Raw genomic sequence first — 20,542 nt, 5'->3', positions numbered from 1 at the left:
TTCTAGCGGGATGCGGCCGCGAATTGCTTGGCTCTATCGGACCGTTGGCCAGGCTTTCCGGGCGAAACCCCATACAGGCATTTATACTCCCAGGGCCTTTTCCGCCATTGAACCGGAGAATCCATCATGCTCAAACGCACCCTGGCGCTTGCTGCCGGTTTCGCGCTGTCCGTTTCCGCCGTATTCGCCCAGGCCGCCGATGTCCTGCGGGTCTCGGCGATTCCCGACGAGGCGCCCACCGAGCTGCTGCGCAAGTTCAAGCCGCTCGGTGCCTATCTGGAGAAGCAGTTGGGCATGGAGGTCAAGTTCGTGCCGGTCGCCGACTATCCGGCAGTGGTCGAGTCGCTGGCCACCGACCGTCTCGACATGGCCTGGTTGGGCGGCTTCACCTTCGTCCAGGTGTATCTGAAGACCGGTAATGCCGTTCCGCTGGTGCAGCGCGAGCAGGACCAGCAGTTCACCAGCAAGTTCATCAGCGCCGACCCGAACGTCAAGAGCCTGCAGGACTTGAAGGGCCGCACCTTCGCCTTCGGCTCGATCTCCTCGACTTCCGGCAGCCTGATGCCGCGCTACTTCATGCTCCAGGATGGCATCAAGCCCGAGGAGTTCTTCAGCCGCGTGGCCTACTCCGGCGCCCATGACGCCACCGTGGCCTGGGTGCAGTCCGGCAAGGTGGACGGCGGCGTGCTCAACGCCTCGGTCTGGGAGAAGCTGGTCAACAGCGGCAAGGTGGACACCGCCAAGGTCAAGGTGTTCGCCACCACGCCCACCTACTACGACTACAACTGGACGGTGCGCGGCACCCTGGATCCGGCGCTGGCGGAGAAGATCAAGCAGGCCTTCCTGGCCCTCGATCCAGCCAACCCGGAGCACAAGGAGATCCTCGACCTGCAGGCGGCCAGCCGCTTCGTCGAGACCAGGCCGGAGAATTACAAGGGGATCGAGGAGGCTGCCCGCGCCGCCGGCCTGCTGAAATGACCCTGAACCTCGAAGCCGTGGGGCTGCGGCATGCCAATGGCTCCACGGCCCTGCGTGAAGTCAGCCTGCGCATCGCCGCGGGCGAGCGGGTGGCGATCATCGGCCCGTCCGGGGCCGGCAAGTCGAGCCTGCTCAATCTGATGGCCACCGGCCTCAGGCCCACCGCCGGCGTGCTGGAAGTGCTCGACAGCCGGCCCTGGCAGCTCTCCGCCCGCCAGCGACAGCGCCTGCGCGCGCGCATCGGTCTGGTCCACCAGACGCCGCCCCTGCCGCCGCGCCAGCGGGTGGTCACCGCGGTGCTGGCCGGCCGGCTCGGCGACTGGAGCCTGGCGAAGAGCTTGATCAACCTGCTGCATCCGCTGGACGTCCCCGGCGCCCGTGCCGAGCTGGCCAAGCTGGATCTGGCCGACAAGCTGTTCGCCCAGTGCCAGCAGCTTTCCGGCGGCCAGCTGCAGCGCGTCGGCATTGCCCGGGTGCTCTACCAGCGCCCCGAACTGCTGCTCGCCGACGAGCCGGTGTCGGCCATGGACCCGGTGCTCGCCGACCACACTCTGGGCATCCTCTGCCGCCATGCCAGCGAGCACGGCGTCACCCTGGTGGCCAGCCTGCACGCCGTGGAGCTGGCGCTTGCCCACTTCCCGCGGGTGATCGGCCTGCGCGCCGGCCAGGTGGTCTTCGACCTTCCGGCCGGCGAGGTGGGGTCGGAGCTGCTCGATGCGCTCTATGCCAACGAACAGCTGGCCTCGCCGCCAGTCCCGCAGCCGGCCGCAGTGCCCCTGGTGGTGCAGATTCCCCGATGCTGAAGAGCGACGTCCGCGACCCGGCCAGCCTGCCGCGCCTGCTGATCACGCTGCTGGTCATCCTCCTGCTGTGGCCGGGCATTCGCCTCAGCGAGCTGGACCTGGGGGTGTTCTTCAGCGGCGAGAGCGCCAGCGAGATGGGCCAGTTCCTTTCCGGCTTCTGGCCGCCGGCCCATGATGCCGAGTTCCTCGACCTGCTCGCCGAGGCCACCCTGCAGACCCTGGCCATCGCCACCGCCGGCATGGCCCTGGCGCTGCTGATCGCCGTGCCGGCCGGGCTGCTGGCCAGCCGCGCGCTGTCCCTGTCGGCCCTGCCGCGCGGCGGCCGTCCGGCCTGGTGGGGGCGCCTGCTGCGCTGGCCGGTGCGTGGCCTGATGATCTTCCTGCGCAGCGTGCCGGAGGTGGTCTGGGCGCTGCTCTTCGTGCGCGGCGTGGGCCTCGGTCCCACCGCTGGGGTGCTGGCCATCGCCATCACTTATAGCGGCATGCTCGGCAAGGTATACGCGGAAATCTTCGAGTCGGTGGACCAGCGCCCCGCCCAGGCGCTGATGCTCGCCGGCGGCGGGCGGCTGGAAGCCTTCCTCTACGGCATCCTGCCCAATGCCGCGGCGGAGCTGCTGTCCTACACCGTGTACCGCTGGGAATGCGCGGTGCGCGCCTCGGTGGTAATGGGCTTCGTCGGCGCCGGCGGACTTGGCCAGCAGATCGACCTGTCGCTGCGCATGTTCGCCGGCGGCGAGGTGGCCAGCATCCTGATCACCTTTCTGGTTCTGGTGCTGCTCGCCGACCTGCTCAGCCGCCTGCTACGCGCGAGGCTGACATGAAGCGCCTGATCAACTTCGCGATCCTGCTGGCCATCGGCGTGGCGGTGGTCGTCTCGTTCCGCTACCTGGGGCTGGACCTCGCCAGCCTGTTCGGCGCGGACAGCCTGGGTTCCATGGGCGGTTATGCGGTGCGCTTCCTGAGCCCAGACTTGAGCGCCGGGCACCTGCGCGCCATCGCCCAGGGCGCGCTGGAAACCCTTGCCATGTCGGCGCTCGGCACCCTGCTGGCGGCGCTGCTCGGCCTACTCCTCGCGCTGCCCGCCGCCGGGCGTTTCGGCGCCCTCGCCCAGAGCGCCGCGCGCCTGCTGCTCAACGCCCTGCGGGCGATTCCCGAGCTGGTCTGGGCCGCGCTGATGGTGCTCGCCGCCGGTCTCGGCCCGAATGCCGGCACCCTGGCCCTGGCCCTGCACACTGCCGGGGTGCTCGGCCGGCTGTTCGCCGAGGCGCTGGAAAACACCTCGCCGGAACCTGCCGAGGCCATCCGCCTGCAGGGCGGCGGCCAGGTCGCCGCCTTCGTCTACGGCACCCTGCCGAACCTCTGGCCGCAGCTCCTGGCCTACAGCCTGTACCGCTGGGAGAACAACATCCGCATGGCCAGTGTGCTCGGCTTCGTCGGCGCCGGCGGCCTCGGCCAGATGCTCTACGTCAGTCTCAGCCTGTTCCAGGAAGCCCAGGCCGCCAGCGTGATCCTCGCCATGCTGGCGCTGGTCTTCGCGGTGGACGGGCTGAGCGGCTGGGCGCGACAGCGCTGGGTGCGCACCTGAGCAGCGCAGCTGCGAGCACAGCGACTACGCGGGGCAGGGCGCTACTCCGCTGCCGGCCGCGCCGGCCTGGCGCCCATCTTCCACCAGCAAATCCTGCACTCTGCGGATAACCGCCGCCGTCACGGGAGTGAGGGGCAGGGGCCGGCAGGCCCTGCGCGAGCGCTACCAGGATCTCTTCGAGCAGTACCAAGTGGACGCCCTGATCTTCCCCACCACCTGCGTGGTGGCGCCTCTGGCCAACGAGGAGGTCAACCTGCCGAGCAACTTCGCGCGTCTGATCCAGAACACCGAGCCGTCGGCCAGCGCCGGTCTGCCCGGCATCCAGCTTCCCATAGGGCTGGGTAGCCGTTCGGGGCTGCCGGTGGGCATCGAGCTGGATGGTCCGGCCTGGAGCGACCGCCGCCTGCTGGCCATCGGCCAGGCCCTGGAAAGCATCTTCGGGCGCATCCCCCGCGCCTGATTCACCGAACGGAAACGAGAGAAGCCATGAGTCAGAACCAATACTGGCAGGACAAGGTGGTCATAGTCACCGGCGGGGCCAGCGGCATGGGGCGCGATGTTTGCCTCACCCTGGCCGCCCGGGGCGCCCGAGTGGTCATTGGCAACCGCAGCGCCGCAGCCGGCGAGGCCCTGCTGGCGGAGATCCGCGCCGCCGGCGGCCAGGCCCTGTTCCGCAGCACCGACGTGTCCCGCGCGGCGGATTGCGAGGCCCTGGTGGCCCTGGCCATGGACAGCTACGGGCGCCTCGACGGGGCCTTCAACAACGCCGGGCTGCAGCGCGCCTTCAACCCGATCCATGCCACACCGGATGCCGACCTCAGCGAGGTGATCGATATCAACCTCAAGGGCGTGCTGTACATGATGAAGTACGAGGCGGCCGCCATGCTCAGGAACGGCGGCGGAGCGATCGTCAACAACGCCTCCATCTTCGGTCTCAAGGCCATGCCCGAGACTGCCTACTACGTGGCTTCCAAGCACGGCATCGTCGGTGCCACCCGGGCTGCCGCGCTGGACTACGCCACCCAGGGTATCCGTGTGAATGCCGTCTGCCCCGGGCCGATCAAGACCCCCAGCTACGACCGTGTCACCGGCGGTGACGACCACATGTACGACGACGGGGTGCCCATGCACCGCATCGGCCAGCCCCGCGAGGTCACCGAAGCCGTGCTCTGGCTGCTCTCCGACCAGGCCTCCTATGTCACCGGCAGCGCCCTGTCGGTGGATGGCGGCATGGTCGCCCAGTGAGCGCGGCAGGCAATGGAGAACAAGAAATGATCAAAGCACTCAGCTATGTGGTGGTGGAAACCCCGCATTTGGAAGCCTGGATGGAGCAGGCCGAGAAGCATATCGGTCTGCAGGTCGAGGTGGTGGAAGCCGGCCGGTGCGTGCGCCTGCGCGCCGACGAGAAGTTCCAGCGCCTGCTGGTCACCCGCACCGAGGGCCAGGCCAGCATGGGCATGGGCTTCGAGCTGGATAACGCCGAACAGCTGCAGACCATCCGCCAGCGTCTGGAAGAGGCGGGCTACGCCACCACCGAGGGCACTGCCGAAGAGCTGGCCCTGCGCGGAGTGGCCGGGATGATCCACTTCCGCGATCCGGACGGCGTGCGCCTCGAGGTCTGCCATGGCCTCGCCGATGCCGCCACCCCCTTCGTGCCGGGTCGCCCCCTGGGCGGCTTCCGCACCGGCGACATGGGCATAGGCCACGTGGCACTGATCACCGATGAGGGGGTAAAGATTAGAGGCGAAGAAGTCGAGGCGACAAAAAGTCGCGTGAAGTGGCGTGATGAGGCGAAAAATTCCGTGAAATCAATGGCTTAGGCATCATTGCCACGCCGTGCCGCCGTGCACGCATTGCAGGCGACAAAAAACGGGGGGGGATCACGCGCGCTTTTGTTTGGCCGTCAGTTCGCGGACGGCCTGGCGGAGCTCGGCTAGTTCTGTCTTTTCACGAGCGCGCGCGAAGAGTTCGTCCAATATCGCCTCCGCCTCCTCTGGTGAGGGGGCGCTCTCGACTAGCTCGATGAGCTTGGACCAGCGGCTGGCATGACGACCCGCGAGCGCATCGAGCGATGCGCTATCCGCTTGATTTTCCGCCGTTTTTTCTTGCTTGCCCGGCAGCATCTCGCCTTCGCCGGTGAGCAGCCACGTCATGTTCACGCCGGTCTTGGCGATGGCAGCGAGAGCCGCAGAACCTGGGTCGCGTTCAGCATTCTCGTAGCCAACAATCGTCCGCTTTGGAATGCCGGAGCGGCGGGCGAACTCTTCTTGCGTCAGCCCAAGCGCGTGCCTCCATGCCTTGATGCGCTTCGCGATGTCAGACATATGACCTTCCCTACTTTGATGCCAAGTGGGGAACGCGAAAGTGGGGAATTTCCCCGCTTCCCCGCTTTAAAGAGGGGACAAGTGGGGAACATCTTGTTCCACGATTGCGCTTGACAAGTTCCACAGTTGAGCTATATTCCTGCCATGATGTTGTCCAATCATGGCACAAAACATGACACACGTGAGAACCATTGAGGAAGCCCGCCGGGATCTGGAGCGGCGAGGCAAGAGCATCAAGCAGTTTGCCCGTGAGATAGGCGTGAGCGAGCGCATCGTTTATGGCCTTCTTCAGGGGCGCTTCATTGGTCGCCGCGGTCAGGCGCATCGAGCCGCGGTACTCCTTGGCATCAAGGATGGGGTGCTCGAATGAGTTACACACTTGAGCATCTCGCCGATGCGCTAGGCGTAACAAAAGACGCCGTGAAGAAGAGAGCCAGCCGAGAAGGCTGGCCCTACGAGGAGCAGACCTGCCGTGGCGGGCGGCGGCGGGTTTACCGGCCCGAAGCGCTGCCTCAGGACGTGCGGCAGGCGGTCGAGTTGTACCAAGCACGGCAGGCGGTCGCGCAGATGAACGGAGTCGGAAATGGACATGGTCACGCACCCAGAGACCGAGTTGATGGTGGCGACGCTCACGCGCGTGGGCCGGCGCTGGATGCTGATGCTGTGGGACGGGCAGGGCGAGTATCTGCGCACGCAATGGCACAAGACGCGCAAGGAGGCCATCTCGGAGTTGCTGGCGCACTGCCGGGCCGTGGGCGCACCGTGGCCAGCCTTTTGACCCCGCCCGCCCCCGGCGGCGAGCCCATCCAGGCGGGGGCGTGCCCTCTCCCCGTCCACACCAGCCCGGCGGCCACCGGCGCGGGTGGGCTCGCCGGCGGGGGTGGCGCTGGAGGCGCCTCCGCTGCGGGCGGCAGTACTGCCGTGCCGCAGGGGTACCCGATGGTCGCCTCCGCGACGGCGGCGGCGAACGCGGGCAGCGGGCAGCTAACCCGTGGGGCCGGTTCGATTCCGGCTGCCACCGCCACCACGCGGGCAACATTTAAGGATTCCTTACAGGCTGCCAGTGATGACGACCTTTCCGACGCGATCCTGGTGGGCCGGCTGGTGGGGGCGCGGCGCCCGACGGAGGCGGATTTCGAGCGTGTGCGCCGGGCGCGGGAGATCATGATCGCGCTGCGGCCGCTGCTCGATCTTCCCGAGCGGCACCGCGGGCGGCGGGCGCTGGCCGAGCGCATCGGCGAGGCGCTGGGCTGCGGCTGGCAGCATGTGTACCGGCTGGCTGAGAAGGCGCGCGATGGCGGGCTGATTGCGATTGCCCGCATGGGCATGCGCGCCGACCGGGGGCAGGCGCGGGTGGTGGTGTCTGCGCCGTGGATGGTGTGGGCCGAGGATGCGGCGCGTGCCACCGGCCTGGATGTGGCGCAGCTGGCCGAGCGGATGGTGCAGGCGGTGCGCGCGGCCTGGGTGGGCGGCGCGCCGTCGGCGCGGCAGGCGTGGCTGACCGCCACCGCCGCCGTGGGCCGGGTGCTGCACGAGATGGGCGCGCCGAGCGATCTCGTGGCGCGGCTGCTCTCTCTGCCCTGCCCGCGCCGTTTCGTGGAGGCCGAGGGCCAGCAGTTCCGCGTGGCGGGCCGGGCGCGGCGCGATGCCAAGGGGATTTATGACCGGAACCTGACGCCGGTGAAGCGCACGGCGGCGGGGCTGATGCCGGGCGATCTGGTGTGCGGCGACATCTCGCCGCTCGATATCCCGGTGGCGCGGCCGGATGGCAGCACGGCCTATGCGCGGATGATCAGCTGGCACGACGTGGCCACGAACTGGCTGTGGATCGACCTTTTCCTGTGCGAGAAGGGCGAAGGCGTGCGGCGCGAGCACGTGGCCGCCTCCTTTGCCCGCATGTGCGAGCAGGCGCCATTTGGCGCGCCCAAGCGGCTCTACCTGGACAACGGCAGCGAATACAAGTGGGAGGAGCTGCTGTTTGCCTGGGCGCAGCTGGCGGAGCTGACCGGCCAGCGCTTCCGGGCGGATGAGGCGGCGCTGCTGCCGGAAAGCGGGCGGGTGGTGCGCTCGATCCCGTTCCATCCGCGTGGCAAGCGCATCGAGGGGCAGTTCGGCAACCTCGGGCGCTGGCTGGGCTGGTGGCTGGGCTATGTGGGCGGCAACCGCATGGCCAAGAAGGTGGCCAGCCTGGGCAAGGCTCCGGTGGTGAGCGACTACGAGGCGGTGCGGCAGTGGCTGGCTGCGACGCTGGCCGACTACCACGCCACGCCGCAGGGCGGCGAGCACATGGGCGGCCTCTCCCCGCAGCAGAAGATCGACCGGGCGCTCGATGCGGGCTGGAAGCCGATGCGCATCGACCGTGTGGCGCTGATGCTGGCCTTTGCCGACCGCGAGGTGCGCACGGTGAGCCGCGGCGCGATCCAGTACCGCGGCATGACCTGGACGGCGGACTTCCTGATGGGGATCGAGGGCCGGGTGGAGGTGGCCTACCCGCGCATCGCAGCGCCGGAGTTCGAGGCGCTGCTGGTCATCCACCGTGGCGAGGTGCTGGGCGTGGCCGCGCCGGAGCGGGTGTTCGGGATTCTGGACGAGGCCGGGGCGAAGGAGGCGGGCCGCCGCCGCCAGGCGCTGCGGCTGCTCATGGCCGAGAAGGTGGAGCAGGCCGGCGGCGCGCTGGATCAGGCGCAGGTGGCCGGTTTCCGGGCGCAGATGCTCGGATTGCAGGCGACGCTGGACCGCGCCAGCGAGGCCGCCGAGGTGGTGGAGGCCAGCGGCGAGCTGGCCGACATGGCGGCGGCCTATGCGCGGGCGCGCGCTGAGCTCTCAGAGCAGGCCAAGGCGCTGATGGCGCGGGCCAAGGCGGCCAAAGAGGCAGAGGCGCTCACAAGGCTGGCCTTCGAGGACGAGGAGACGAAGGCCGCGCGGGCGCTGGGGTTTTGAGGTCCGGCGGCCGCTGGCAGGCGGCGCGCCGGGAGTTGATGGCATGACGTGAGGAAGCAACGTGAAGGATATCCGGGAAACGAAGGCAGTGAAAGAGGCGCTGGCGCTGGCCGATCTGGTGATGGCCAGCGACAACCCGATCGGCGAGATCACCGGCCCTGCCGGCACCGGCAAGACCATGGCGGGCCGCGCGGTGGCGGCCAAACTGGGGGCGATCCGCATCGCCGCCTGGGACGGGATGACGCGCCACCAGCTGCTTGCGGCGGTGGCGGCGGCCATCGGCATGGAGGGGCCGGGCAGCGCCGACCGGGTGCTGCGGCGCGGCGCGGAGGCCGAGCGGGTGATGCTGGTGGTGGACGAGGCCAACAAGCTCTCCTGGCGGGTGCTGGAGACCATCCGGTATCTGGCCGACGAGTGCAGCTTTGCGGTGCTGTTGATCGGCACCGAGCTCTACACCCGCAAGTTCAGCGACGCGCGCACCCGGCCGCTTTTGGTGCAGCTGGGCAGCCGGATCGGCGCCAAGCGCGCGGGCACCCGGCACCTGGACCGCGCCGAGACCTATGCGCACGTGATCCGGCCTGCCTTCGGCGACATCACCGACAAGGAACTGGTGACGGCCTTCTGGCAGGCCTGCCGCAAGGGTAACTACCGCGAGGCGGTGGAGCTGGCCGAGGAGTGCCGCCGCATCATGGCGCAGAACGGCATGCAGGCGCTCACGCCTGCGGTGCTGGAGCTGGCGGCGAAGTGGATGGCGAACAGGCACGCGGCGGAGGCGGCTTGATGACGCTGGAGGACATCGCCGTGATCCTGGGGTGCAGCAAGCCCACCGCCAGTCAGCTTCGGTCGGGCACGTACCCGACCGACAACACCACGCTCAAGGCGCGCTATGCGCGCCTGGTGGCGGTGGTGGAGGCGGCGCGGCGGGAGGCGGCGCTGGACCCGGAGGCGATTTGCCGCAGCTGCCCGCGCGAGGATTGCACGGGCTGCCGGGTGGCGGAAATTTGACTGTTGAGGGCAATCAGGCCCGCTGGCCGGCGGGCAGATGTGTGGAGTGAATGACATGGCAAAGGCGGTGACGAAGAGCAAATCCGAAGATCTTGGCAAGCGCAAAGGCGCGCAGCCGGCGGCGTGGATCGAGGTGCACGGCTCGGATGAGCGGCTGGGGGCGGTGGCGCCGAAGCTGGTGCAGGCGGCGATGCGGGCCATGGAGCTGGTCAAGCGCATCGATGAGCTGGATGAGGAGCTCAAGGGCCTGAAGGCCGAGTTGGCCGAGGGCGTGGGCGCTGGGCGCAGCCTGGTGGTGCCGGGGGGGTGCCGCGTCAGCGTGGCCAAGACCACGAGCGTGGGCATCAAGGATGCGGACAAGCTGCGCGAGCTGCTGGGCAGCCGCTTCGGCGACCTGGTGAGCGAGTCGGTGAGCTACAAGCCGAGTGAGGCGCTCATCGAGATGAGCGCCGATGGCGACGATCCGATGGCGCCGGCTTACCGGGCGCTGCTGACGGTGCGCTCGGGCACCACGGTACGCATCATGGCGGAGAAGTGAGATGGATGCGCTGGCGATCGACCTGATCGAGGATGGGGAAGACGCCGCGCTGGCCGCGCCGCCGGCGCGCGTGATCGATACGGAGCTGCCGGCGCGGATTGCGCGCGGCGGCGGCACGGTGTGGGAGGCGCAGCAGGTGGCCGGCCTGATGGCGTGGATGGAGCGCTACGAAAGCGCGCTGCGGCACATCGCGGTGCACGGCACGGGCGAGGCGGCCATGGTGGCGGCCCGCGCGCTGGTGGGCGACTGGGCAGGCGAAGACGGCGTGGTGTCTGCGTGATCCAGCCCATGCCCATGCGCCATGGGCGCGTGGGCATGCACGGGATCGACGCGATGGAGGATGTATCGTGGATGCCAAGACGAGACGGCGCGTGCTGTTGGGCGTGGCGCACAAGGCAGCGGCGCAGCTGGGGATGGATGAGGAGACGCGCCGGGCGGCGCAGATGGCGTTTGCGGGCAAGGGCAGTCTGCGCGACTTCAGTGACGCGCAGCTCATCGCCTGGTGCTGGGAGTTGAAGCGCCGGGGCGCCGACATCGGCATCCCGGCCCCGCCGCCCAAGGGTGGCGCGGGCTGGGGGCGACCCACGGATACGCAGTGGGCCGAGATCGAGCGGCTGGCGCTGCGGATGGGCTGGAGCGGGCTGGATGACGGCGCGCTGCGCGGCTTTGTGCGGCGCACCTGCGAGGTGGAGGATGCGCGCTTCATCACCCGCGGGCAGGCCACCGCCGTGATCTCGGGCCTGCGGCGCTGGGTGGCGCAGCGCGAGCGCAGCGCCGGGCAGCGTGAAGTGAGCCGGGGGCGGGCATGAGGCTGCGCTGTCCGGTGTGCCACGCCGAGGCGGCGCTGGAGGCCTGGGCAGAGGACGAGGCGGCGCGCGAGATGATGGGGCTTTTGTCCGGATTGGAGGCGACGTTAGGCCGGGCGCTGGTGGCGTATCTGGGGCTGTGGCGCTCGCCCAGCCGGGCGCTGGCATGGGAGCGGGCGCTGCGGCTGGCGCGCGAGGTGCTGGCGCTGGAGCCGGATGCGGCGCGGCTGGCCGCGGCGCTCAGCCAGACGGTGGAGCAGCTGCGCGGCAAGCGCGAGGCGGGCGATGGACGGGCGCTGTCGAGCCACGGCTATCTGCGGCGCGTGCTGGAGGGGATGCCGCGGGCGGCGCAGGCGCTGGCCGCTGCGCAGCCGCAGACGCCGGAGGCGGCAAGCGGCCGGCGCCCGCGCGCAACGGCGCCGTCGGCGACGCTGGATGGGTTGATGGCGCTCGAGGACCTCAAGCGCCGCGCCCGCGGCGATGATCCGGGAGCGGCGAGATGAGCGCGGATGAGGCGGTGCCGGGCTGGCTGGTGGCCGAGGTGGCCGAAGGCGTGCAGCGGCTGCTGGTGCTGCGGCTGGAGGGCTGCCCGCCGGCCGATACGGTGCAGGCGGTGGCGCTGGCGTGGGCCGATGCGCTGTGGCTGCGCGCTGGGCGCTGGTCGGCGCAGGAGGATGCGCCGCGCCTGCGGCAGGCGTTTCGGGCGCTGGCTGCGCACGCCACGCGCTGGCCGGCGCCCGCGCAGCTGTGGGAGCATCTGCCGCCGCGCCCCGAGCCGCTGCGGATCAATCCGCCTCCGCTGACGCCGCAGGAGCGCGAGCGCATCCGCGCGATGCTGCAACAAGCGCGTCGAAAACTTGTATCATGATAAGGATTTGCGCGACGCCTGCACTGTGCGGGTGGCGCGCAAACCCCTATCCGGAGGGCACCTGACGCGCTGTGGCCGAAGCGCTTTGGGGGTGCGACATGGCAAGTATTCACGCCGCGCGGCTAGAGCGCTCGCCGCGCTTGCAGCGGGTGCTGGAGCTGCTCTCTGACGGGCGTTGGTACTCCACGCTCGACATCGTGGTCGGCGCTGGCGTGTGCGCCGTCAACTCTTGCGTGGCGGAGCTGCGCGCCAACGGGATTCCGGTGGCCTGCCGCCGGGTTGGGCGCGAGCGCTTCGAGTACCGGATCGGATCGAGCGATGGCCGCGCATGATCTGGAGCGCCTGATCGGGCGCGAGGCGCTCGTGACGCTGGCGCAGGTGGCCGGCGGCCTGGACCTCTACATCCCGGCCAAGGTGCCGATGGACGGGCCGTTGCTGGAGCTGCCGCTGGCGGCGCAGGAGGCGCTGGCGCGGTACGCCGGCGGCACGCGGTTGTACATTCCCATGCTCTCCGGCGAACTGCGGCGCATCCGCGATGCGCAGATCCGGGCGGCCTCCGACGCCGGCGAGCGGGTGCAGGACATCGCGCGCCGATTCCGCCTCTCCGAGCGGCGGGTGTGGGCGATCCTGGGGTCGCCGGAGCCGCAGGATGAGGCGCAGGCGAGCCTGTTTTGAGCGGATTGCAGGCGACAAGGCGCGGCGTCAGCGGCCTTGCGTAGCTCGCTCCAGCGCCTCGGTGATGGTCTCCAGCACGGCCTCCTCGTCCTCTTTGGATAGCCCAACAAAAGGCCGCGCCGGGATGTCGCCCCACGGAATGGGCGCGCCGCGGCGGGTTTTGCCGTGCGCGCCGCGCTTGGCGCCGAAGTGCAGCGTGGCGGCCTGCACGGCGTTGCTGCCGGCCTCGACATAATCGCGCCCGGCCTGGTACGCGAACTGGCTGGCCATCATGCCGGAGTCCACCAGGGGGCGGGTGCCCTTCTTGCGTGCCAGCGTCACGGGCGAGTTGGGCGCGAAGGGCCGGCCCTCCACGTCGCGGCTGTCGCGCAGCCGCGCGCGCATGCCCTCCACCAGCACCTGGCCGATGTCGTGCATGACGGGGGTGAGGTCCGAGACGCGGCGCTGGAGGTTTTCGAGCGCCTGCCGCACTTCGCGGTCGTCGATTTCGATGCGGATGGGGGGCTTGGTCATCTTCCTGTTTGCTATACTTTATTCAGGTGCGGGCATCCCATCGTCGCGCTCATACCGCGAAGCGTTACGGACGTATGATGGGGGGACGCACCTTTCTCTTGTACATCGTTTTGAGCGCCACCATGCGGCGCTTGGGCAACACTTCAAAGACGGCATGGTATTCGACGCCGTCGATATCGTGAATTAACTCAATGGCTCGTCGGCCTGCATCCGTGACGCCTGCGTCCTCTATGCGCCGGGCATCATTGATGATGCGCGGCAAGAGGCGATAGTCGCCAGCGGAAACGGCAATTTGTCCTCTTCGCGCCTCGACTGAGACATCCCCATGTTGATTGTGGATATGTCGCACGGCGTAGGGATCGAGCGCCCAGTCATATAGCTCATTGCCGAGCTTGTCGATGCCTGTGATGGCGGAAATCTTCCGCGACTGATCCGATGTCAGCAGCCCGATGGTCTGATAGGGTGATGTCGGCGGAGGGACAGGCGCGCCGTTGCGCAAGCCAAGTGCGCGTTCGGCATAGCGGCGCACAATGTCAGCGGTTTCTGCGGCGCTACGCTGCGCAGTCGCGAAGGCGTCTCGCGCAGTCTGTGGCACGGCATCCATGTAAGCCTTGGCGATGGCGTATTCCCACTGGATGGTCTTTTTTGCCAGCGCCCGCACCCGCTCCACCACGCTGCCGCCGGGCATATAGCCGAACCCCTTGTCCACCCCCACCGGCGCGCCGGTCTTGGGGTCGGTCTGCCCGGCCCACGAGGGCAGCGGCTTGTCCCAGTCGCCGCCCAGGCGGCGCGCCTGCGCGGGGCCGCGCACCCCAAGCACCCGGCAGCGGCAGCCCCAGCCGTTGGGCGGATAGTGCGTCTGCCAGAAGGGGTCGTCCTTGGATCGCACGATGCCGTTCAGCGCCACGTGATGCGGGCGCGGGCGCTGCACGAAGTCGCTGTGCTTGTACATCCAGTGGGTGTAGCCGCCGTCTTCGAGCTGGGCGCGGCGGCCGGCGGCGTAGCTGGTGAGCAGGTTGGTCTCGTAGATGACGCGCGTGCGCCAGGCCAGGCCGCGGCCGCCCTGGGGACGGTCGGTGGTGCGGTCGTCGCCGGTAAAGCCCGCCCAGCCGCGGCGCTGGATGATCTCCAGGAAGCGGCGGCGGAACTGCTGGATCGTCTCGCCGTTGCTGATCGCCTTGTCCACCGCCTCGGCCAGGTCGGCCAGCAGGTCGGCCTTGGCTGCACCCGCGACCATGAAGGCCACGTCGTGCTCCTGCTGCCAGAGGTCGGTCCACTTGGCGGTGGGCACGAGCCGCCCGAGCTTGCCGCGGAAGAAGGCGATCTGCTCGGCAAACGGCAGCTTCAGCGCTGCCGCCACCTCAGGCGCGCGTGCGGCGGCGGGCATGGGCGTGCTCCTCAAAGCGCTGCCAGGCAGGCAGCCTGGCGGCCCGGCATTCCAGCCATTCTCCGACCCCACCCACCATCATGAGCGCCCGGCCGGCCAGCATCAGCGCCGCCCGCACGAGCACGACGGGGGTGAGGCACGCATTGCGTGCAATCAGGCGATATTTCACGTGTGCCGGTCTCCCATCAAGGCCGTGCGTCTGGAATGGGCGCGCTCCCAATCGTCGCGGCAGTCGGTGTCGCACCAGCGGCGTGGTGCGGGCAGCGGCTCGCCGCACCAGTAGCACTGGCCGCAGTAGGGCAGGATGGGTGCTGGCGGCGTGCGGCGGCGCAGGGCCTCTTCGCGCTCCATGCGCTCCTGGGTCAGGTCAACCTCGTCCGCCACTTTCCGTCTCCACGTCATAGCGCCCGGCCAGATGCGCGGCGGCAAAGCCGAGCGCCATGACCTCGGCAAGCTGGTCGCTGGGCAGGTCGCCGTAGGCGGCAAGGAGCGCATCGCGCAGGTCTTCGAGGCTTTCGGCCTCATCGACCAGGCGGCGCACGGCGTCGAGGATCACCCCCCAGGCGGGCGCGGCCTCGATGTCCATGCGCTCGACCATGGCGGTGACGGGCGTGGGGTCGTCGGCGGCATCGCGCCAGCCGTCCGGCGTGCCCGCATTGCAGGCGACAAGCTGCGCGGCATTGGCTTCGGTGTCGGGCGCAGGCGGCGGCGCGGCGCCGCCCAGCACCGGCTCGTCCTGCGCCGGGTCGGGGATGCCCAGGCGCTGGCGCACCCAGCGCTCGGGGATGCGCACGCCGGCGGCCGCCAGCGCCGGGATGGCCTGGGCGTAGGCGGCGATGTCGTCCGGCTCGCTGGTATCGAACACCAGGCGCGGGCAACGGACTGGCGGGATGCCAAAGTTCAGCGCGGCAAAGGGCGCGATGAGGTCGCGCGTGAGCGTGGCGGCCACCTGACGCGCGTCGGCGTCGCGGATGTCCTCGCGCACACGCTCGTGCATGTCGGCCACGCCGGAGCCCAGGCCGGTGCTCTTGGCCTGGGTGGAGAGCGTCTGCCCAAGGATGGCGAGGGCGATGGCCTCATCCGCCCAGCGCACCATGGCCAGGTGCGGGCTGTCGCCGCCGGAGGCGTTGACGTGCTGGATTTCCAGCTGCATCTCGAGCGGCATGATGGCGCGCGCATCGTGGGCGAGGCTGGCTACTGCTTGCAGCAGGCGGCTCTTGTCCTCCTCGGTGGCCTCGCGGCCGTATTTGCCGATGACGAAGGGCAGGCCGAAGGTCTCCAAAAACTCGGCGAAGTCGCCAATGGCATAGGCCTTGTAGACGAACGGCCAGACGATGGCGCGGTAGATGCCGCCGCGCGCCACATAGCCCGCGCGCGGCATGCGCGGCTGGTGCAGGATCCACGTGTAGGGGCGCAGCGGCTCCGATCCGGCGTCGGTGGCCAGCTCGATGCTGCGGCGATCCTCGGAGATGGCGAACCAGTCGTGGGGCCGGGCGTGCAGCTGCGGCAGCCACAGGCCGTCGCCCCTGTCCCACGCGATCTCGATGGCGGAAAACCCATGCCCCACGGCGTCCATCAGCGCCACGATGGCGTCCTCGATGGCGTCGTCCATGCTCTCCAGCCACCCGGCGATGGCCTCGGCGGCGCGTTTTTCTGCCGTCGAGGCGTCCTTGGGCGGCTCGATCTTCCTCGGCAGCCGCGCGATGGCGAGCGCACGTTGCTGCATGGCGGCGGCGATCATGGCGTCGCGGTCTTGCATGTCGGCAAAGAGCCGCGCCTGGGCGGAGAGGTCGCCCGCGTCGGCATCGCGCAGCATGGCGGCCACGGTGGCGGGTTTGAGGCCCGAGAGGGCCGACTCGTGCCAGGGCCGGGCGTAGCGCGCCACGCGCGCGGTCTGCGGCTCGCGCAGGGCTGCGGGCCGGATGGTCTCGGTCATGCGAATACCTCCCCGCGCCCGCCGTATCGGGGCGCGTCATCGAAGTCCGGTTTGGCTGGACGGCGCGGCAGCGGCACGAAGCCGTCATAGGCCGGGGCGGCATCGAGGCTGGCGGAGACCGCCAGCGCCAGCGCCCAGAAGCGGTCGGCGTGGCCTTGCTCGCTTCGCTCGGCCACCAGGCGCGGCGCGCCGGTGGGGCCGGCCACCCGCTGCACGGAATGCAGGTCGGCGCGCAGGGCCGCGTTGCCGGCGGGCAGGCGCAGCCTGCGGTCTTCCATCGCCTCCTTCAAGGCGGTGGCCATGTCGAGCTTGCGCGCCTGGCTGAAAAGCACCCCCTCGACGCGATAGGCGCCGTGCCGCCGCTGCGCCTCCTGCACCGGCATCTCGCCCAGCCCCGTCTGGTCCAGCGCGGCGCGGATGACGCGGTATTGCCGCATCACGCGGTCGAGCTCGGCCAGCTGGGCGGCGAAGCTCGTCGCGCGCAATTCGATCAGTTCGCGCAGCCAGAGCACGTCGCCGACCTGCTCCAGCACGGCGATGACGGTGAGGTCGCCGCGCGCGGCGAAGTCCATGCCCACGTACACCGGGCCGCCGGTGTACTTGCCGGGGGCGGCGGCATCCTCGCAGCCGTCGATGAGGTCGTAGGGCAGCCAGGCGGTGGCCTCGTCGATGAACTGGCACTCGAACTCCTGCGCCCAGGCGATGGGGTCGGACATGGCGCGCTTGAGCTCGTCCACGTTGCGCGGCAGGCCGTCCGCCACGGCGTCGTAGATGGTGACCACGTGCCGGGAAAACAGGCTGTCCGGCGCGGTCATGATCTCGTAGAACTTGTCGCCACGGCCGTTGGGCGTGGAAATCACGCGCAGCTTGAGATCGGGGCGCGAGACCACGGGCAGCAGCGCCGTCCAGATGGCGCGGTTGTCCTGGTGGTGGGCGAACTCGTCCAGGATCAGGTTGTCGCTCATGCCGCGCGCGGTGGATGGCTTGCTGGCAATGGCGCGGATGTAGCTGCCGCGGTGGCCAATCCTCACCACGTGCGCGAGCTCGTCCACATCCAGCGGCTCATCCAGCGCCTCGAAGGCCGCGCCGATGGCGCGCAGGTGGAGCTTGACCCCGTTGTCCATCGCATCCAGCGCCCGGTCGCGGCTGACAGACAGGATCGTCCAGCGCGACACGCGCCCGGCGGCCTCGGCCTCGAGCACGTCCAGCACCGCCTCCAGCGTGGTGGTGAAGGTTTTGCCCGTCTGGCGGCTCCACATGCCGGCCTTGAAGCGGGCCGTGTCGGCCAGATAGCGGCGCTGGTAGGGGTAGAGGATGGGGCGGGTCATGGGATTGTCCCTGCCTCCGCTTCCGTCAGGCGCTCCACGGCCACGCGGTGGTAATACTCCACCGACTCAACGCCGATATATCGGCGCCCGCTTTTGATCGTGGCCACTCCTGTTGAGCCGGCGCCCTGATATGGATCGAGTACGGTGCCTCCTGGTGGGCAGGCTTCCACGAGCTGCGCCAAAAGCTCGACTGGCTTTTCGACGGGATGACGCCGAGATGCTCTAGGCACTACTGGGTGGCGGAACACTCCGTCTAGATAGACGACTGGTTCGCGGAGCTGCTTGCCTGGTTTTTTTGCGCAGATGATGAACTCAGACTGTGCGCGGAAGCCGTTCTGCGTCGGTCGCGTTGCGCGGCCCTTGTCCCATACGCAAACGCTTGCGATGCAAAACCCGATGTCACCCAGCATGTCTAACATTGGAGTCAGCGCACGCCAGTCAGAAAATGCCAGCGCATATCCCCCTGGCTCCAGGACCCGGTGGCACTCGAAGAATACCGCTCCTGAACCATAGGGCGGATCGGTCAGCACCATCTGGATGCTGTTTTCAGGCAGATGCTGCAACACGCGTTGTGCCCTGCCGCAGTAGGCTTCGAATCGAAGCCCGGCATGGTGGTGCGTGTAGTCTGACCTGAAGCAGAAAGGGCGTGCATCACCCGCCATACAACCCCTCCCTTACAGCCTTGAGCGTCTCGGCATCGAGCGTGCGGCCGGCTTTTCCTGCCTCGCGCTCGATGGCGTCCAGTTTCGTTTTCACTTCTTCCGCCCACTTCTTCTGCCCGATGCTGGCGCGGCTGGCCTCGGCCACGGCGCGGGCGGCTTGCGACAGGAGCTTGACCTGCTCGGCCGGGTCGGCGTCTTCGGCTTCGCGCACGCGCAACATCGCCTCGAACAGGGCCGACTGCACCAGGCGGATGACGGCTGCCGAGTGTTCGTCGGCGGCGTCGGGCGCGGCTTCGGCGATGAGCCGGGCGGCTTCGGCGCTGGCTTTGATGGCGCTCATGGTGCGCTGGATGCGCTGATCCGCCCGCCAGATGGCCGAGTGCGAAAGCTCATACCCTTGCGCCTTGAGCGCTTCGGAGAGCGCCACGTAGCCTGGGTGGCTGCGGTCGGCCAGGGTCTTTTCCAGCCAGGCGCGCACCTCGGGCGGCAGGGCATCGACCTTGCTTCTGCGCGCCATGTCACCACCTCGGCGGGCGGGCGATGCCGGCGGGGGCGTCCGCGCGGTATTCGTACACGTCCATCCCGTGCGCGGTGAGTTCGGCGGACCACACGGGGCCGCGCTCGTCGATGGTGACCAGGCCGTGGGCCTTGAGCCAACCGAGTTCGCGGCGGATGTCGGCGGCGCTGGCGCGCACCGGGATGTCGTGCGCGCAGGCGGCCAGCAGCGTCTCCAGCGCCCCGTAGGGGCGGGCGTGCCACAGGGCGGTCAGCAGCACCCAGCGCAGGGTTTCGCGCTCGGCGCGCTCGATGTCGATGGCCTGGCCGAGCGGGTTAGCCATGGCGGGTCTCCTTGACGATCATGAGCAGCATTTCGTGGATGCGGTCGAGCTTGATGGTGATGGCCGACATGTCGCGGATGTGGTCTTCGCGCCGGATGTAGTGCAGCGGGAGTTCCGCGCGCAGGCCGGTGAGCTCGGCGTCGATGCGCCGGATCTCGGCGGCCATGGATTCCAGGCGCTCGAACCGCTGGTCGATCTCGCGCATGAGCCGGTTGGCAAAGCCGCGCGCCATCAGCGCCACGGCGCCCAGCAGCGCGCCGATGGCCCACACCGAGACCTGCCAGCGCATCAGGCCGGAGAGCACGTCACCTTCCATGCGTCACCTCGTCCCACTGGCGGATGGCGTCGATGCGGGCGCGGCATTCGCCGTAGAGGGCGATGGCGTCTGCGGCCCATCCGGCGATGTCGGCCTCTGTCGCGCCGGGATCGGCGGAAGCGGCGGCATCGGTGTGAGCAGGCTCGCCGGCGGGCGCGGGCACGGCACTGGCGTCTGCGATGGTGGCGTTGAGCAGCCCGCGAGCAGGGCCAGACAGGCCGCAGCGGTCAGCGGTCGGCAATCCATACAGGGTCTCCTTGAGGCGGCGTTGGGTGTCGGTGAGGCGGTTTTTCGTCGCCTGCAATGCGTGCACGGCGGCGCGCTCGGCGTCCTGCGCGGCGGCCAGCCGCCGGGCCGCATCCTCGGCGGCGGCCTGGCGTTCAGCGGCATGGGCGGCCTCAATGCGGGCGATTTCGGCGCTGGCAAAGCGCCCCTTGAGGGCGTGGCCGGCGGCAAATCCGCTTGCGGCACAGATCACGGCGACGGCGAGCAGGGGCCAGGGGGTGATCACTTTGATTCTCCAAGGCACAGCCTGTATTCCGCCTCGCGCCGCTTGACCAGTCCGGTCAGCTCGCGCCCACCGGCGCGCGTCCAGCGCCTGATCTCGGCGCAGGCCCCGGCGTAGTCGGGCGGGGTCTGTTTGAGTTTCTTCACCAGCGTGCTGCGGCAAAAGGCGCCCGGCCCGATGTTGTAGACCAGCGACTGAAAGGCGGCCGCCTCATGGGCGGCCAGCGGCACCTCGCCAATGCAGGCGGCCGCCTCGCGCCAGAGGCGGTTGGCATCCTGCGCCAGGCGCAACACGGCGCGCTCCGGCGTGATGGTGTCGCCGGGCCTGACCGGGCGGCCGTCTTCGTGGGTGGTGGAGCCAAAGCCCACGGTCTGCACGCCTGCGCCGTCGTCGTAGGCTGTGCGGCGGTAACCCTCCCAGCCGGCGATGCCGGCCAGCGTGATGGCCGAGACGGTGATGAAGATGGCGGGTGTGCGCTGCATGCCGGCGATGCTCGCGCGACGCCGCGCGCGATGGCAGCCTGACGCTTTT

31 protein-coding genes are annotated in these 20,542 nt (G+C 69.4%); 19 read left to right on the top strand and 12 right to left on the bottom strand.

Going from position 1 to position 20,542, the window contains the following annotated elements:
• The first annotated feature begins 126 nt into the window (after positions 1-126).
• From H165_RS0100910 to H165_RS18215, 7 genes are all read left to right on the top strand, one after another.
• The gene (locus H165_RS0100910; protein WP_017937012.1) at positions 127-978 is read left to right on the top strand and encodes a putative selenate ABC transporter substrate-binding protein; all 852 of its coding nucleotides are present in this window, start codon (positions 127-129) and stop codon (positions 976-978) included.
• A complete protein-coding gene (locus H165_RS0100905) occupies positions 975-1,781 on the top strand; it encodes a phosphonate ABC transporter ATP-binding protein (protein ID WP_017937011.1) in 807 nt (268 codons plus the stop codon). The genes H165_RS0100910 and H165_RS0100905 overlap by 4 nt, the downstream gene beginning before the upstream one ends.
• Positions 1,775-2,602 carry a PhnE/PtxC family ABC transporter permease gene (locus H165_RS0100900; protein ID WP_017937010.1) on the top strand — a complete coding sequence of 276 codons (828 nt, stop codon included), beginning with the start codon at positions 1,775-1,777 and terminating at the stop codon, positions 2,600-2,602. The genes H165_RS0100905 and H165_RS0100900 overlap by 7 nt, the downstream gene beginning before the upstream one ends.
• On the top strand, positions 2,599-3,366 hold the full coding sequence (gene phnE / locus H165_RS0100895; protein WP_017937009.1) for a phosphonate ABC transporter, permease protein PhnE: 768 nt from the start codon (positions 2,599-2,601) through the stop codon (positions 3,364-3,366). Before H165_RS0100900 ends, phnE begins: the two co-directional genes overlap by 4 nt.
• 127 nt (positions 3,367-3,493) lie before the next feature.
• A complete protein-coding gene (locus H165_RS0100890; protein ID WP_017937008.1) occupies positions 3,494-3,826 on the top strand; it encodes an amidase family protein in 333 nt (110 codons plus the stop codon).
• 26 nt (positions 3,827-3,852) lie between these two features.
• Positions 3,853-4,611 (top strand): SDR family NAD(P)-dependent oxidoreductase, encoded by a 759-nt coding sequence (locus tag H165_RS0100885; RefSeq protein ID WP_017937007.1) that lies wholly within the window; start codon positions 3,853-3,855, stop codon positions 4,609-4,611.
• A 26-nt stretch (positions 4,612-4,637) separates the two neighbouring features.
• A complete protein-coding gene (locus tag H165_RS18215; protein WP_017937006.1) occupies positions 4,638-5,186 on the top strand; it encodes a VOC family protein in 549 nt (182 codons plus the stop codon).
• A 60-nt stretch (positions 5,187-5,246) separates the two neighbouring features.
• On the opposite strand, the gene H165_RS0100875 is transcribed toward H165_RS18215, so the two are convergent.
• Positions 5,247-5,690, bottom strand: a complete 444-nt coding sequence (locus H165_RS0100875) for a helix-turn-helix domain-containing protein (RefSeq protein ID WP_017937005.1) — start codon at positions 5,688-5,690, stop codon at positions 5,247-5,249.
• 160 nt (positions 5,691-5,850) lie between these two features.
• Between H165_RS0100875 and H165_RS18210 the strand changes: the two genes are divergently transcribed.
• The 12 genes from H165_RS18210 to H165_RS0100815 all read left to right on the top strand — a co-directional run bounded on the left by H165_RS18210 (position 5,851) and on the right by H165_RS0100815 (position 12,522).
• A complete protein-coding gene (locus H165_RS18210) occupies positions 5,851-6,060 on the top strand; it encodes a helix-turn-helix domain-containing protein (RefSeq protein WP_017937004.1) in 210 nt (69 codons plus the stop codon).
• Between the two features lie 213 nt (positions 6,061-6,273).
• Positions 6,274-6,468, top strand: coding sequence for a hypothetical protein (locus tag H165_RS0100865; protein WP_017937003.1), 195 nt, complete (start codon positions 6,274-6,276; stop codon positions 6,466-6,468).
• Between the two features lie 161 nt (positions 6,469-6,629).
• A complete protein-coding gene (locus H165_RS0100860) occupies positions 6,630-8,630 on the top strand; it encodes a hypothetical protein (protein ID WP_211206280.1) in 2,001 nt (666 codons plus the stop codon).
• 61 nt (positions 8,631-8,691) lie between these two features.
• Positions 8,692-9,411, top strand: coding sequence for an AAA family ATPase (locus H165_RS0100855; protein WP_017937001.1), 720 nt, complete (start codon positions 8,692-8,694; stop codon positions 9,409-9,411).
• The gene (locus H165_RS0100850; protein ID WP_017937000.1) at positions 9,411-9,635 is read left to right on the top strand and encodes a hypothetical protein; all 225 of its coding nucleotides are present in this window, start codon (positions 9,411-9,413) and stop codon (positions 9,633-9,635) included. The genes H165_RS0100855 and H165_RS0100850 overlap by 1 nt, the downstream gene beginning before the upstream one ends.
• Before the next feature lie 67 nt (positions 9,636-9,702).
• Positions 9,703-10,173 (top strand): hypothetical protein, encoded by a 471-nt coding sequence (locus H165_RS0100845; protein ID WP_211206279.1) that lies wholly within the window; start codon positions 9,703-9,705, stop codon positions 10,171-10,173.
• A gap of 1 nt (position 10,174) precedes the next feature.
• Complete coding sequence (locus H165_RS18205; RefSeq protein WP_017936998.1) at positions 10,175-10,453, top strand: hypothetical protein; 279 nt, start codon at positions 10,175-10,177, stop codon at positions 10,451-10,453.
• 67 nt (positions 10,454-10,520) lie between these two features.
• Entirely contained in the window at positions 10,521-10,982 is a 462-nt protein-coding gene (locus H165_RS0100835) for a phage protein GemA/Gp16 family protein (protein ID WP_017936997.1), read from the top strand.
• The gene (locus H165_RS18200; RefSeq protein WP_017936996.1) at positions 10,979-11,482 is read left to right on the top strand and encodes a hypothetical protein; all 504 of its coding nucleotides are present in this window, start codon (positions 10,979-10,981) and stop codon (positions 11,480-11,482) included. Before H165_RS0100835 ends, H165_RS18200 begins: the two co-directional genes overlap by 4 nt.
• Positions 11,479-11,847: a hypothetical protein gene (locus H165_RS18195; protein WP_017936995.1), complete on the top strand. Its 369-nt coding sequence runs from the start codon at positions 11,479-11,481 to the stop codon at positions 11,845-11,847. Before H165_RS18200 ends, H165_RS18195 begins: the two co-directional genes overlap by 4 nt.
• 98 nt (positions 11,848-11,945) lie before the next feature.
• Entirely contained in the window at positions 11,946-12,179 is a 234-nt protein-coding gene (locus tag H165_RS0100820) for a hypothetical protein (RefSeq protein WP_040640557.1), read from the top strand.
• Positions 12,166-12,522 (top strand): Mor transcription activator family protein, encoded by a 357-nt coding sequence (locus tag H165_RS0100815; RefSeq protein ID WP_017936993.1) that lies wholly within the window; start codon positions 12,166-12,168, stop codon positions 12,520-12,522. The genes H165_RS0100820 and H165_RS0100815 overlap by 14 nt, the downstream gene beginning before the upstream one ends.
• A gap of 27 nt (positions 12,523-12,549) precedes the next feature.
• On the opposite strand, the gene H165_RS0100810 is transcribed toward H165_RS0100815, so the two are convergent.
• The 11 genes from H165_RS0100810 to H165_RS0100755 form a co-directional block, all read right to left on the bottom strand.
• Positions 12,550-13,035, bottom strand: a complete 486-nt coding sequence (locus H165_RS0100810; RefSeq protein WP_017936992.1) for a phage virion morphogenesis protein — start codon at positions 13,033-13,035, stop codon at positions 12,550-12,552.
• 64 nt (positions 13,036-13,099) lie between these two features.
• On the bottom strand, positions 13,100-14,422 hold the full coding sequence (locus H165_RS18190) for a phage minor head protein (RefSeq protein ID WP_017936991.1): 1,323 nt from the start codon (positions 14,420-14,422) through the stop codon (positions 13,100-13,102).
• Positions 14,397-14,591, bottom strand: coding sequence for a hypothetical protein (locus H165_RS0100800; RefSeq protein WP_017936990.1), 195 nt, complete (start codon positions 14,589-14,591; stop codon positions 14,397-14,399). The genes H165_RS18190 and H165_RS0100800 overlap by 26 nt, the downstream gene beginning before the upstream one ends.
• Positions 14,592-14,789: 198 nt before the next feature.
• On the bottom strand, positions 14,790-16,358 hold the full coding sequence (locus tag H165_RS0100790; RefSeq protein ID WP_017936988.1) for a DUF935 domain-containing protein: 1,569 nt from the start codon (positions 16,356-16,358) through the stop codon (positions 14,790-14,792).
• Positions 16,355-17,686: a phage terminase large subunit family protein gene (locus tag H165_RS0100785; protein ID WP_017936987.1), complete on the bottom strand. Its 1,332-nt coding sequence runs from the start codon at positions 17,684-17,686 to the stop codon at positions 16,355-16,357. The genes H165_RS0100790 and H165_RS0100785 overlap by 4 nt, the downstream gene beginning before the upstream one ends.
• Positions 17,683-18,252 (bottom strand): DNA-methyltransferase, encoded by a 570-nt coding sequence (locus tag H165_RS19010; RefSeq protein ID WP_169333504.1) that lies wholly within the window; start codon positions 18,250-18,252, stop codon positions 17,683-17,685. Before H165_RS19010 ends, H165_RS0100785 begins: the two co-directional genes overlap by 4 nt.
• A gap of 85 nt (positions 18,253-18,337) precedes the next feature.
• Positions 18,338-18,865, bottom strand: a complete 528-nt coding sequence (locus H165_RS0100775; RefSeq protein WP_017936985.1) for a phage protein Gp27 family protein — start codon at positions 18,863-18,865, stop codon at positions 18,338-18,340.
• Between the two features lies 1 nt (position 18,866).
• Positions 18,867-19,187, bottom strand: coding sequence for a hypothetical protein (locus H165_RS0100770; RefSeq protein WP_017936984.1), 321 nt, complete (start codon positions 19,185-19,187; stop codon positions 18,867-18,869).
• Positions 19,180-19,503 carry a hypothetical protein gene (locus H165_RS0100765; RefSeq protein WP_017936983.1) on the bottom strand — a complete coding sequence of 108 codons (324 nt, stop codon included), beginning with the start codon at positions 19,501-19,503 and terminating at the stop codon, positions 19,180-19,182. The genes H165_RS0100770 and H165_RS0100765 overlap by 8 nt, the downstream gene beginning before the upstream one ends.
• Positions 19,493-20,014: a hypothetical protein gene (locus H165_RS0100760; protein WP_017936982.1), complete on the bottom strand. Its 522-nt coding sequence runs from the start codon at positions 20,012-20,014 to the stop codon at positions 19,493-19,495. The genes H165_RS0100765 and H165_RS0100760 overlap by 11 nt, the downstream gene beginning before the upstream one ends.
• Positions 20,011-20,493: a lysozyme gene (locus tag H165_RS0100755; protein WP_017936981.1), complete on the bottom strand. Its 483-nt coding sequence runs from the start codon at positions 20,491-20,493 to the stop codon at positions 20,011-20,013. Before H165_RS0100755 ends, H165_RS0100760 begins: the two co-directional genes overlap by 4 nt.
• Between the last annotated feature and the right edge of the window lie 49 nt (positions 20,494-20,542).

This window comes from Pseudomonas thermotolerans DSM 14292 (assembly GCF_000364625.1).
Classification (GTDB): domain Bacteria; phylum Pseudomonadota; class Gammaproteobacteria; order Pseudomonadales; family Pseudomonadaceae; genus Aquipseudomonas; species Aquipseudomonas thermotolerans.
Note: the sequence above shows the minus strand (reverse complement) of the source record. Positions and strands in the feature narration are given on the sequence as shown.